The sequence below is a fragment of the Cohnella sp. GCM10020058 genome, from assembly GCF_042683485.1.
Taxonomy (GTDB): Bacteria; Bacillota; Bacilli; order Paenibacillales; family Paenibacillaceae; genus Cohnella.
The window spans coordinates 312,474-325,382 of record NZ_JBHUJV010000013.1 but is presented as its reverse complement, the minus strand read 5'-3'; the positions used below and the strand labels follow the sequence as shown (position 1 = coordinate 325,382).

Below are 12,909 nucleotides of genomic sequence, written 5' to 3'. Positions count from 1 at the left end.
CGCTCACGCTCGGGAAGAAGGGATTCGCAAATGTTCAGACCGCTTAAGATCGGCATTACATGCTATCCTTCGCTGGGCGGCTCGGGCGTCGTGGCTACCGAGCTCGGTAAGCTGCTCGCCGAGAAGGGACACGAGATTCATTTCATCACGCAGAGCATGCCTTTTCGGCTCGGCAAGTTCCAGCGGAACATTTATTATCACGAGGTGGAAGTGTCGGATTATTACGTTTTCCGATATCCGCCGTACGATCTGTCGCTCGCGAGCAAGATGCACCAGGTCGCAAAGCTGCAGGAGCTCGATTTGCTCCATGTCCATTATGCGGTGCCGCATGCGATTTGCGCGCTGCTGGCCAAGCAAATGTCCGGCGGCAAGCTCAAGATCGTCACGACGCTGCACGGTACGGACATCACGGTGCTGGCGCAGGACGAATCGCTCAAGGACATCATTCGGCTCGGTATTGGCGCAAGCGATGCGGTAACCGCTGTCAGCCAGGACCTGATTCGCGAGACGCAGGAGCTGCTCGACATCAGGACGCCGATCGAATTGACATACAATTTCGTAGACAAACGCGTTTATTATCCGCGCGAAGTTTCGGAAATGCGCAAAGACTTTGCGGAACCGCACGAAAAGGTGCTCATGCATATCTCCAACTTCCGTCCAGTCAAGCGCACTTCCGACGTCGTAGACATTTTCGCTAAAGTCCATGCGGAGCTGCCCGCCAAGCTGCTTCTCGTAGGCGAAGGACCGGACCTGCCGAAGATCCAGTCCAAGATCCGGTCGATGGGGCTTGAGCATCGTGTGCATTATCTCGGCAAGCAGGACGATGTCGCCGAAGTGCTGTCGCTGGCCGATCTCGTGCTGCTTCCTTCCGAAAAGGAAAGCTTCGGTCTCGTCGCACTTGAGGCGATGGCTTGCGGCGTGCCGACGATCGGCTCGACCGCCGGCGGCATTCCGGAGCTGGTCGTCAGCGGAGAGACGGGATATCTTGCTCCGATCGGCCATACGTCGGAGATGGCGGCGCATGCCGTGCGGCTGCTCTCGGACGAAGCGCTTTACGCGCAATTCAGGGAAGCCTGCCTGATGCGCTCGCGCACGCAATTTTGCAACGATCTGATTACGGCGCAATATGAACAAATTTATTACAATGTGCTGGGCATTCCGGCCCCGAACATCGAACCGGCCTGCGAACCCCGCTGACCGGGTTGAGCGGTTCTCCGGATCCCATACGAAGAGGGGGCGATCGCCATGATGAGCTACGAAGGTGCGCAATGGGAAGCGGGACTCGAGGTGCTGCGCATCTTGGGCCGACAGGGCAGCGAGGCTTATTTCGTCGGCGGCTGCGTGCGCGACGCCCTGCTCGGGATCGAAGCCAGCGATATCGATATCGCCACCTCGGCCGCCCCCGGCGAAGTGCTGCAAATGTTTCCGGATGCGCTGCCGACGGGCCTGAAGCACGGCACCGTGACGGTTCGCCGTTCGGGCTTTTTTTTTGAGGTGACTACGTTTCGGCAGGAAGCCGGCTACAGTGACGGCAGACGACCTGACGACGTCTTTTTTGTGCAGAATGTCCGTGAAGACCTGGCGCGTCGCGATTTTACGATAAACGCGATGGCCGCAGGTCCCGACGGCGCAATCGTCGACCCGTTCGGCGGCATGGACGATCTTCGAGCGTGCCGGCTGCGCGCGGTCGGCGATCCGGCTCAGCGGTTCGACGAGGATGCGCTGCGAATCGTTCGTTGCGTGCGATTTGCGGCCCGGTACCGTCTCGCCATCGACGAATCGACCTGGAGGGGCGTGCTGGCTTGCCGGGACAAGCTTCCGCTCGTCGCGATGGAGCGCATCGGAGCGGAGCTCGACAAGATGGTGGCCGGCAGCGATCCGGGCCGCGCGTTCGCGCTGCTGTTGGCGGCATCGCTGCCCGAGCGGTTCAAGCTGCCGCTGCCGGAGGCGTGGCTTGCTCGCCTTCGGCAGATTGAAGGAACAGCCGAAGGGGAGGCCGGGGTTATTCAAGCGGCAGGCCTCGCCTATAAGTCCAGTCTCGCTCGTTATTTGCCGAAGGATGTAGATGGCGATTTGCGATGGACGGCGTTATTCCTCGCTGGTGAGGCGTCCCCTGAAGCGGCGGAAGAAGCGATGAGGCGGCTGCACTTCGCGGGGAAGCGGAGCAAGCGAATTGTCGACATTCTTCGCCTGCACCTAGGTTTATCTATATCGTCAGTGTCGGAGCTGTGGCGTCGAAACTGGACTTTAGGGGTGCTCGACCGGGGGACCGAAGCCGCCGCGGACTGGCATGAGCTTTTCGGCACCGAGGACGTTCGCTTGGCATTGGGCGTGCCCGGCGAGCTGCATTCGGTTGTGCCCGAGTGGACGGCGGCGCTGCCCGCGGTTCGGGCTGCCGATCTCGCGCTCCGGGGAGACGAGCTGGCGGCCGCAGCCGGCATAGCGCGGGGGCCCTGGATCGCGATCGCGCTCCGGGACCTGCTCGAGCGGGTTGCTTTGGGCGAGCTGCACAATGACGCGGAAACGCTGCGTAACGCTTATTTAAGGAGCCTCCGGGACCATGAATAGTGTTCATTGCCTCTCTTGATCCAGGGGATGGCGCATCTTCAGAGCTGCGGGGGTTCAACGCCTCTCGTGGTGCAGGGCGCGTCTACTACAGCGTTCTCGGCAATGAAAAGAACGGTTCGTAAGAGATACAGAGCGGGTTTACATCGCTCGAACAGGAAGGTGAGCATTGATGGAACAATCGCAGCTGTTGACGCTGCTGGAGGGCAAGCAGGGCGAATTCGTATCCGGCGAGGAAATCAGCCGGTTGCTGGGCGTCAGCCGGACCGCCGTCTGGAAGCAAATCCGCAGACTGGAGGCCGAGGGCTTCGCGATCGAAGCTGTGCCACGCAAAGGCTATAGACTGACGGGGAGGCCTTCCCGACTGAATGTCGCTGAGCTTCAGAGCAAGCTCGGAACGCATTTCTTTGGCAGGCGCCTGCATATCCGCGAGGTCGTCTCTTCTACGCAGGACGTGCTGCGCGAGCTTGCCGAAGCGGGAGCGCCCGAGGGGACGCTCGTCATCGCCGAGCGTCAGGAAAACGGCCGGGGGCGCATGGGCCGCTCCTGGGTGTCGCCGCCCGGACGCGGCGTGTACATGAGCCTGCTGCTGCGGCCTGACGTGCCGCTGCAGCTGGCGCCGCAGCTGACGCTGCTAGCGGCCGTCGCGTTGTGCCGCAGCATTGGCCGCGAGACCGGCCTGACGATCGGGATCAAATGGCCGAACGACCTGCTCGTGGACGGACGCAAGATCAGCGGCATATTGCTGGAGTCCGCAACCGAGGACGAACGCCTGAGGTATGTCGCAGTCGGACTCGGCATCGCAGTGAATTTGGACGAGGAAGATTATCCCGAGGAGCTGTTGTCGCGAGCGGTTTCTCTGAAATTGGCGGCCGGGCGCGCCTTCGACCGTGCTGCCCTTGTCGCCGCCGTGCTGCTTGAATTCGAACAGTTGTACGCCGTCTATAAGCAGCAAGGCTTCGAGCCGATTCGCATTTTATGGGAAACCTATTCGATAACGTTGAACCGCACGGTATCCCTGAACGCCGGGCAAGGATTTTTCGAAGGCGTGCCGAGAGGTCTGGACGAGAGCGGAGGACTTCGCGTCGAGCTGCCGGAAGGCGGCGTCCGGACGATCTATTCGGCGGAGATCGGCGATGCGGCGCCGCTGCCCGGCACCAAGGATCAAGATAGCCGCTAATGGGGCCTCATCGGGGAATCGGACCGTTTACGATCCGAGGCCGGTCTGTTATAATATAGCTCTCGGGCGGTATCATGACGAACCGCACTGAGAGACATGCTAACCAATGACGAGCTATGCCGAAAAGAACCGAATAACCGTGATGATTCGCGGCGGATTCTGCTCTGAGCCCAAGGGACCGAGACAGAAGGACGTGAAGCGTTCCTGCTGAATGGACACCTTCTTTGCTCATGGGCAAACGAAGGTTTTTTTGCGCGCTCGGATGGCTGGCCGCCCACAGAAGGGAGCCCTACGTAATGAGTCAACCGTTAACGCCGCCTAAAATGAAATCGATGAAAGCCCAGGGTTCGCCCATCGCCATGGTCACCGCTTACGACTACCCGTCCGCAAGGTTGGCCGAGGAGGCCGGCGTGGACGTCCTGCTCGTCGGAGACTCGCTCGGCAATGTCGTGCTCGGCTACGAGACGACGGTGCCTGTGACGCTTGAGGATATGATCTATCATACGAGAGCCGTACTACGAGGCGCTCCCCGCACGATGATCGTGACCGACATGCCGTTCGCCACGTATCGCGGGAGCAAGGAGCAGACCCTCCGCAATGCCGCCAGGCTCATGCAGGAGGGCGGTGCTCACGCGGTGAAGCTCGAAGGCGGAGCCGAGCTCGCCGAGGAGGTCGCGCTGCTGGTATCCGCCGGAATTCCCGTCATCGGCCACCTGGGACTTACCCCGCAGTCGGTGCTGCAGATCGGCGGCTACAAAGTGCAGGGCCGCGATGAGGCTGAGGCCGCTCGGCTGCTGGCCGATGCAAAGGCGCTTGAGCAAGCGGGTGCAGCAGCCGTCGTGCTCGAGCTGGTCGTCGAGCCTGCAGCGGCTGCCGTGTCGCGCGCGCTGTCTATTCCGACGATCGGCATCGGCGCCGGAAGGGGCTGCGACGGGCAGGTGCTCGTTTACCACGACTTAATCAGGTACGGCTCGGGTATTCGCGATAAACGATTCGTAAAGCCTTATGCGGATGTCGGCGAGACGATCCGATCCGCCGTGTCGCAATATGTGAACGAAGTGAAGAACGGACGGTTTCCGGAAGAAAGCCATTCGTTCCAGTTGCAAGCCCAGCCCCAAGAAAAGCCAACGACCAAATTGTACGGAGGCGATCCAAAGTGACGGCTACGATAACTTCGGCTCCTGCGGTCATTCGCACGATTGCACAGATGCGCGAAGCGATCCGCGCCTACCGGATGGATGCCGGCGCGGCCGCATCCGTCGGTTTCGTGCCTACGATGGGATTTTTGCATGAAGGCCATGCCAGTCTGATCGGCAGATCGAGCCAGGAAAACGGACTGACGGTGCTCAGCATTTTCGTCAATCCGCTTCAGTTCGGCCCGAACGAAGACTTCGAACGCTATCCGCGCGACGAAGCCGGAGACCTGGACGTCGCCGCCCGCGCAGGCGCCGATATCGTCTTCCTGCCGAACGTCGCAGAGATGTACCCGACTCCCGCGGCGACGCACATTACAATCTCGGACGTCACAGAGCGTCTATGCGGAGCCAGTCGGCCCGGACACTTCGACGGCGTAGGCATTGTCGTGACGAAGCTGTTTAACATCGTTCAGCCCGACCGCGCGTACTTCGGCCTGAAGGACGCGCAGCAGGTCGCCGTCGTCGAACGCATGGTCGCCGATCTCAATCAACCGGTCGCGATCGTGCCGTGTCCGATCGTGCGGGAGGCGGACGGACTTGCCATGAGTTCGAGAAACGTGTATTTGTCGGCCGACGAACGGCGCGAGGCGCTGGTTATTTCAGCCACGCTCGCCAAGGTACCCGCTTGGATCGGATCGGGCATGAACGCAGTCGAATTGACGGCAGCCGTCAAAGAAGGCATAACGGCTTCGCCGCTGGCCGATATCGACTACGTCGAGGTATTGACTTATCCTGGACTGCAGGCGCCCGCTCCGGACGCCTCGCTGTCCGAGTCCGAATCAGGCGGACGGATCATCGTCGCGGCAGCGGTCCGTTTCGGACGCACGCGCCTCATTGACAATATTCTTATTTCCCTTCCGGAGGCGCATTCCTTATGATGAGACAAATGATGAAATCCAAGCTTCATAGAGCGACGGTGACGGAAGCGAACCTGAACTATGTCGGGAGCATTACGATCGACGAGGATTTGCTGGAACTGGTCGATATTTTGCCGGATGAAAAGGTTCAGATCGTGAACAACAACAACGGCGCGCGGTTTGAGACCTACACGATTCCGGGGCCTCGCGGCTCCGGCGTCATTTGCCTGAACGGCGCGGCAGCGCGTCTCGTGCAGCCGGGAGACAAGGTAATCATTATCGCTTATGGCTATATGGAAAACGAAGAAGCGAAGCGGCACAAGCCGAAGGTCGCCATATTGGACGAAGGCAACCGCGTCGTTCAAATGATGGCGCAGGAGCCTCATTCGACCGTCGTCTGAAGCGTATGAAAGGCCTCCGGTAAACGCAGAATGAGCAGTACAAATCGTCTGCGACTGGGGGCCTTCTTCCGTGATTCAACCCTTTTTCTCCGCCATGAACGACGTGCTGGACCAGATGATCGAACGCTACCCGAATTCATCGCCGGATGAAAAGTTGGCGCTGGAAGAGCAATGGAACGTGTTAAAATCGATGAGTGATGATATCATTGAGTCATGGCTTGCGCTTGAGGAAAAGATGGGCGATTACAGACGGCGGCAAACCGGCGATATCGACGGCTTTAAGGGAAAGTCTGCCGATCCCGTTATGCCGACCGAATGGCCCGTTCCGTTCGTGAAGGGGCAGGGGTACTTCAAACTGCATATGTTTCGCGAATGCGCGTGCCAGTTCGAACTGCTGCTCGCCCGGTACGCGGAATGGTCCCTTGCCCGCCTGTATCTGGCAATGAGCCGCATGCATCTCGGCGAGTTCGCGGAAGCGCACCGCCATTTTCAGCTCGTAGCCGGAACGGCCGACGAGCCCAAGCTGCAGTCGATCGCCTACAACGCGATGGGCTGCGTACAGGCGGTTCAAGCGAATATGGCGCAGGCACAGCAATTTTTTCGCAAGGCGCTTGAGCTCGATCCGGGCTTCGCCGATGCGAAGCATAACCTGGACGCCTGTATTTGCGACGCCGGCAGCGTACATCTCTCCTTCGGCAGCGCAGAACTGTCGGCGCTCGCGCTTGGCTGAAGCTGACCGCGCAGCAAGTCCGATGGCGCGATGAAGGCGAAGTGCAGGAAAGGAAGTCTTTCATGAAATTTGCGGTACTCGACTTCGAGACGACGGGGACGTCGTCCCAGCAAGATGAAATTATACAAATCGGCATCGCGGTCGTGGACGACACGGGCGCGGTGTCTTCCGTATTTCAATCGCTCGTGAAGCCGTCCCGCTCGATACCCGCTTTTATTACGACATTGACGGGGATCGGCGACGCGGACGTCGCGGATGCGCCGGCGATCGAAGACGCGGTAGCCGAGATGGTGCCGCTGCTTCACGATGCCGTCCTCGTCGCGCACAACGCCGGCTTCGATGCCGCCTTTTTGCAAGCCGCTCTAGACAAGAGCGGTTATTTGCCGTTTTCCGGGCGCGTGCTCGACACGGTCGAGCTGGCAAGACTGGTCTTTCCGTTTTTGCCTTCCTACCGGCTAACTGCAATTACGCACGGTCTTGGCATCGCGCACGACAGGCCTCACCAGGCCGATAGCGACGCGCTGGCGACGGCGGAGGTGCTGACGGCCTGCATCGGCAGGCTCCGGGCGCTGCCGACGCTGACGCTTGAGCGGCTGTGCGAGCTGACCGACGGCGAGCGAAGCGATCTCGGCTGGCTGCTGACGTCGCTTCGCGCCGAGCGCGATACCACATGGTTCGAAGAGCCGGAGGGTTATCAATACTACCGTCAGTTCGCCATGCGGATCGCCGACTGGACGGACGACGATGAAGGCCGCGAGGCTCAGCGTCTGCAGGCGGAGCGCTCGCTCGCCGATATGCCGTTCGAGAACTATCTCGGCATCGTCGCCGATCGCATGAAGGAGCTGTTTCCGGGCTACGAGCCAAGAGAAGGACAGCGCATCATGTACGACGAAGTTCATCAGGCGCTGGCCGAAGATTCCCATCTGCTGGTCGAAGCCGGCACCGGGACCGGCAAGTCGCTCGGCTATCTGCTGCCCTCCCTTTATTATGGATTAAAAGAAAATAAAAAAATCGTCGTGACGACGCATACGATTCAGCTGCAGGAACAGCTGCGCCAGCGCGATCTGCCGCTGCTGCAGGACGTGCTGCCCGTTCCGTTCAAGGCGGCGGTGTTCAAAGGGCGAAGCAACTACATGTGCCTGCGCAAGTTCGAGCAGCAGATGCAGACCCCCGCGTTCGCGCTGTCCCGGGAGGAAGCCGTGGCGAGAGGCCAGCTGGCCGTCTGGCTGTCGGAGACGGAGCGAGGCGAAGCCGAGGAGCTCAATCTAGGCAGCCGCTCCAAGGAAGAGTGGAACGCCGTCGCAAGCGACGCGGATTCCTGCTTGAACAGACAGTGTCCCTGGTTCCGCAAATGCTTCTACCACCGTGCGCGGCAGGATGCCCTCAAGGCGGATCTGGTCATTACCAACCATGCGATGGTATTTACCGATATGCGCGCGGAGCACCGGCTGTTGCCGGCCTACGATCGGCTGATCGTCGATGAAGCCCATCATATGGAAGAGGTGGCGAGCAACCATCTCGGACGCCGGATCGGTTACGGCGCACTGCCTTCCGCGCTCGCGAGGCTCGCGAAGGATGCCAGGACCGGGCAGCTGCCGAGCCTGATCTCCCAGTTGACCGGCACGGCGGAGAGCGCGAGCGGTACCTGGGCCGAAAAGCTGGAGGAGCTGCTGCCGCGCGTGCAGGAGCTTCGGGAATCGTGGGAACAATGGACGGACAGGCTCTACGGCCTGCTCGCTTCGGGTGCTGCCGCCGACGAGACGGGCGGGCTTAGCTACCGGCTTAAGCCGGACGCGATGCCGAGGGATTGGGAGTCGATCCGCGTAGACGGGGACAATGTCGTGTTGCGGCTCTCGGATCTCGTGCGTCCGCTGGAGAAGCTGCTGGCGGAGATTCGCGACCGAAGCGAGGATCTGGCCTTGCAGAGCCTTCTGACCGACATGAACGGCTCGGTCAAGGAGCTGTCATCCGTTCGCGGCGACCTGCAGACGTTTGTCTCGATGTCCGAGGCGGAGTGCGTTTATTGGATCGAAGGACACACCCAATACAAAAGCCGCTCGTTATGGATGTATATCGTGCCCGCCGACGTCAGCGGCTTGCTGAAGGAGGGCTTGTTCGGTCAAAAGGAAAGCATCGTGCTCACTTCCGCCACATTGACGGTCGACAAGTCGTTCCAGTACGTCAAGGAGCAACTTGGTCTTGACGAAGCGGAGCAGCAGGGAAGACTGCGGACTGCGCAGCTTCCTTCGCCGTTCAATTACCGTCAGCAAGCGCTGCTGCTCATTCCCCGGGACTTCCCGTCGATCAAGGGCAGGGACGGCGAAGCCGCGTTTTTACAGGCGCTGACGACATCGCTGGCCGAGGTGGCGACCGAGACCGGCGGCCGCATGCTCGTGCTGTTCACCTCTCATAAAATGCTGAAAACCGTATACGAGCCGCTTAAGTCCGCGCTCGGGCCGGTCGATATTCAAGTACTCGGGCAAGGGATGGACGGCAGTAGCCGCAGCCGGCTGACGAGCCAGTTCATGGAGCAACCGCGCTCGGTGCTGCTCGGCACGAGCAGCTTCTGGGAAGGCGTCGATCTTCCGGGCGATGCCCTGACCTGTCTCGCTATCGTCCGGCTGCCGTTCCAGCCGCCGAACCATCCGGTGACGGAGGCCAAGAGCGAGCGCCTGACGGCGCAGCGCAAAAATCCGTTCATGAAGCTGTCGCTGCCGCAAGCGGTTATCAAGTTCAAGCAGGGCTTCGGCAGACTCGTGCGAACTGCCTCGGACAAGGGCATCGTCGTCTTGTACGATACGCGCGTCATCGATACGAGCTACGGCAAATACTTTTTGTACTCGCTGCCCGGCCCCAAGATGGAACATCTGCCGCTTGCAGGCCTGGTGCCGCGCATACGGGAATGGCTGCATCCGGCGAATGCTGTCGCTGCCGCGGAAACGGCGTCCTACGCCGAAGCCGCCTCCCACAACGATGCTGCCTCCAACGCTGGGGCCCCATCCGAAGCCGAGGTCCCAGTCGAGTCCGGCTCCGACGCGGACCGGCGTTCTGCAGCACCGACGGGCGGAGTGCTAACGGATGCTGCAGAGCAAGGCGGTTCATCGCCCGCATCCGCCCGCGATATGCCGTCCGCACCTTCCGGCGAAGCCGGCGTTCCGGAGGCATCGGCACCCGGGAACACCAAGACGAAACGGACAAGAGCTAAAAAACCGAAGCAGGAATCCGGTGGGTGGGAAGGAGAAGTCTCCAGTTGAAGCAAATCAAAATTTCCGAAGCGGTCGTCCGGCGCCTTCCGATCTACCTGCGCTACCTCAACGAGCTAAGCATCAGCGACGTACAGACCGTGTCCTCGCAGGATCTCGGAGACAAGCTCGATCTCAATCCCGCCCAGATCCGCAAAGATCTCGCCTACTTCGGCGAGTTCGGGCGAAAGGGCGTCGGCTACAATGTCGGTTATCTGATCGAAAAGATCCGCCATATCCTCAACCTCGACCGCCCGATTCATGTGGCGCTCGTAGGCGCCGGGAACCTGGGCCGCGCGCTGTGCAATTACAATATGTACCTGAAGGACAATATGAAAATCGTATCGGTGTTCGACGACGATCCGGCCAAAAAAGGCGTGGCCATCGGCAATCTGACCGTTAACCCGATACAGATGCTTCCGCATGAAGTGAAGGACAAGGAGATCTCGATCGGAATCATCACCGTGCCGGCGAGCGAAGCGCAGAAGGTCGCGGACCGCTTTGTCGAAGCGGGAATCCGGGCAATTCTGAACTTCGCGCCGACGGTGCTGAAAATACCTGCGGGCATTCGCATTCATCATGCGGATTTTACGAGCGACCTGCTGAGCTTGGCTTATTATATGGATCACGATTTGGATGCGGACGGGGCTGAAGAGTCAAGCGTATCCGACGACGAAGAAGGAGTGGAACAATGAAACGTTGGCTGATCGAGAACGGCATTTTCGCGGAGCTGTCCGCTAATCGGCAAATTTTCGAAGGGTGGCTCTACGTTGAGGACGGGTATATCTCCGCATCGGGCGAAGGCGCCCCCCCGGCGGAGCTTCGCGATCAGGCGGAGGAAATCGTAAACGGAAAAGGGTTGTTATTCATGCCCGGTCTGATCAACACGCACGGTCATGCGGCGATGTCGCTGCTGCGAGGCCTGGCGGACGATCTGGTGCTTCAGGACTGGCTTGAAAATCATATGTGGCCCATGGAAGCGAAGTTTAAGGCCGACGACGTATATTGGGGGACGTCCCTTGCCGCAGCGGAAATGATTCTTAGCGGAACGACGACCTTCGTCGATATGTACGATCACATGGACAAAGTCGCGGAGGTTGCTGCCCAGGCAGGACTGCGGGCTACGCTTACCCGCGGCGTAATCGGACTCTGTCCGCCAGACATCCAGACGGCGAAGTTGAACGACGCGATTCAATTCGCTAAGGATTGGCAAGGCGCGGCAGACGGCCGCATTCAGGTGATGATGTCTCCGCATTCGCCTTACACATGCCCGCCCGACTATATCGAACGCATCGTGGCCGCCGCTCACGAGCTTGATCTGCCGCTGCATACGCATATGTCCGAGACGGCTGCCGAGGTTGAATTAAACGTCAAACAGTATGGCGCGCGTCCGGTCGAGCATCTGGACAAGCTCGGGCTGTTTTCCCGTCCGTCGCTCGTTGCCCATGCGGTGCATCTGAACGACGACGAGATCGCGCTGCTCGCCGAGCGACGCGTCGCCGTCTCACATAATCCGGTCAGCAATCTGAAACTGGCGAGCGGCGTAGCGAGGGTGCCCGAATTGTTGCGCGCCGGCGTCACCGTCTCGCTCGGGACGGACAGCGCCGCCAGCAACAACAATCTCGACCTGTTCGAGGAGATTCGGCTTGCGGCACTGCTCCACAAGGGCGTGTCCGGCGATCCGACGGCCGTTCCCGCGGTGGAAGCGCTGCGAATGGGGACGCTTTACGGCGCCCGTTCGATCGGTCTGGGAGACGTAACCGGCAGTCTCCGTCCGGGCTTAAAGGCCGATATCACCGCGGTTTCGATCGACAAGCCGCACTTTATGCCGCGCACCGATTATATTTCCCATCTTGTCTATTCGGCCCGCGGAGCGGACGTTGCGCACGTGTGGGTCGACGGCCGGCGTATCATGCGCGATCGCGAACTGCTGACGCTTGACGTCGAACGGATCCGCTATGAAGCGCAGCGCTGCTTCGAGAGGCTGCGGGGATGACGCCTAGCCGGATCGCGGAGCGGAGACGGCAGTCGGCGTGGACAGGGTGGCGACTGACCTTAATTGTCCTTGGCTTCCTCCTTTTCGTTGCGGTCGTATTTGTCGTATACATCCGGAGCGCGGATGCCGAATACCGGGGCGAGGAGCGAACCGCGGTCGCGAAGGCCAAGCAAGAAGCGGGGCTTATTAAGATCGGCAACGTTTCGCAGCATGTGTGGGACGATTCGGTCTGGGTCGTCGAGGGCAAGGACGCTTCCAATACCGACTGGTTCGTATGGCTGCGTCAGGACGGCTCGCTCAAGGAGAAGGTCGGGGACGGCTATAGCGAAGACGGCATCCGTGACCGCTTCAATTCGGATCATCCGGGCAAAAAAATCGTACGTCTGCTGCCGGGGTGGTTTTCGGGACAACCCGCCTGGGAGATTCGCTACATGGACGATCCCGATTTGAAACGGCAAGCGATCGTCTTCTATTCCTTCAAGGACGGAAGCGCGCTTAGAACTTATAATTTGGTCTCGTAAATAATAGGTATCGGAATTTATGGCCTGCGCCCTTACGGCGCGGGTCTTCTTTAGAAAGATCAGTTTTTTAGCCGATATTCCGGTTAGATAAAGAAAATAACTGCCTTTTAAGTTCCTACTTAAGTACAATTTCGGCTGGCGTTGCTTATAGAGCGTCAAGGAGTTCCTAAGCAGGAATAACTTCGGCCAGTCATGTGTATGAGGCGCCTAGGAGTTCTTGT

11 protein-coding genes are annotated in these 12,909 nt (G+C 59.9%); all 11 read left to right on the top strand.

Annotation, left to right across the window (positions count from 1 at the left end):
* Window positions 1-30: 30 nt before the first annotated feature.
* The 11 genes from bshA (at window position 31) to ACFSR7_RS22790 (ending at window position 12,688) form a co-directional block, all read left to right on the top strand.
* A complete protein-coding gene (gene bshA, locus ACFSR7_RS22840) occupies window positions 31-1,197 on the top strand; it encodes an N-acetyl-alpha-D-glucosaminyl L-malate synthase BshA (protein WP_378165572.1) in 1,167 nt (388 codons plus the stop codon).
* Window positions 1,198-1,245: 48 nt separating this feature from the next.
* Window positions 1,246-2,568 (top strand): CCA tRNA nucleotidyltransferase, encoded by a 1,323-nt coding sequence (locus ACFSR7_RS22835; protein ID WP_378165570.1) that lies wholly within the window; start codon window positions 1,246-1,248, stop codon window positions 2,566-2,568.
* 169 nt (window positions 2,569-2,737) lie between these two features.
* Window positions 2,738-3,745, top strand: coding sequence for a biotin--[acetyl-CoA-carboxylase] ligase (locus tag ACFSR7_RS22830; protein WP_378165568.1), 1,008 nt, complete (start codon window positions 2,738-2,740; stop codon window positions 3,743-3,745).
* Between the two features lie 296 nt (window positions 3,746-4,041).
* Window positions 4,042-4,905, top strand: a complete 864-nt coding sequence (gene panB, locus ACFSR7_RS22825; protein WP_378165566.1) for a 3-methyl-2-oxobutanoate hydroxymethyltransferase — start codon at window positions 4,042-4,044, stop codon at window positions 4,903-4,905.
* Entirely contained in the window at window positions 4,902-5,819 is a 918-nt protein-coding gene (gene panC / locus ACFSR7_RS22820; RefSeq protein WP_378165564.1) for a pantoate--beta-alanine ligase, read from the top strand. The genes panB and panC overlap by 4 nt, the downstream gene beginning before the upstream one ends.
* Window positions 5,816-6,199: an aspartate 1-decarboxylase gene (gene panD / locus ACFSR7_RS22815; RefSeq protein ID WP_378165562.1), complete on the top strand. Its 384-nt coding sequence runs from the start codon at window positions 5,816-5,818 to the stop codon at window positions 6,197-6,199. The genes panC and panD overlap by 4 nt, the downstream gene beginning before the upstream one ends.
* A 70-nt stretch (window positions 6,200-6,269) precedes the next feature.
* Window positions 6,270-6,929, top strand: coding sequence for a hypothetical protein (locus tag ACFSR7_RS22810; RefSeq protein WP_378165560.1), 660 nt, complete (start codon window positions 6,270-6,272; stop codon window positions 6,927-6,929).
* 62 nt (window positions 6,930-6,991) lie between these two features.
* Window positions 6,992-10,183 carry an ATP-dependent DNA helicase DinG gene (gene dinG / locus ACFSR7_RS22805; protein WP_378165558.1) on the top strand — a complete coding sequence of 1,064 codons (3,192 nt, stop codon included), beginning with the start codon at window positions 6,992-6,994 and terminating at the stop codon, window positions 10,181-10,183.
* Window positions 10,180-10,866, top strand: a complete 687-nt coding sequence (locus ACFSR7_RS22800; RefSeq protein ID WP_378165557.1) for a redox-sensing transcriptional repressor Rex — start codon at window positions 10,180-10,182, stop codon at window positions 10,864-10,866. The genes dinG and ACFSR7_RS22800 overlap by 4 nt, the downstream gene beginning before the upstream one ends.
* Window positions 10,863-12,167: an amidohydrolase gene (locus tag ACFSR7_RS22795; RefSeq protein WP_378165555.1), complete on the top strand. Its 1,305-nt coding sequence runs from the start codon at window positions 10,863-10,865 to the stop codon at window positions 12,165-12,167. The genes ACFSR7_RS22800 and ACFSR7_RS22795 overlap by 4 nt, the downstream gene beginning before the upstream one ends.
* Window positions 12,164-12,688, top strand: coding sequence for a cell wall elongation regulator TseB-like domain-containing protein (locus tag ACFSR7_RS22790; RefSeq protein WP_378165554.1), 525 nt, complete (start codon window positions 12,164-12,166; stop codon window positions 12,686-12,688). The genes ACFSR7_RS22795 and ACFSR7_RS22790 overlap by 4 nt, the downstream gene beginning before the upstream one ends.
* Window positions 12,689-12,909 lie beyond the last annotated feature (221 nt).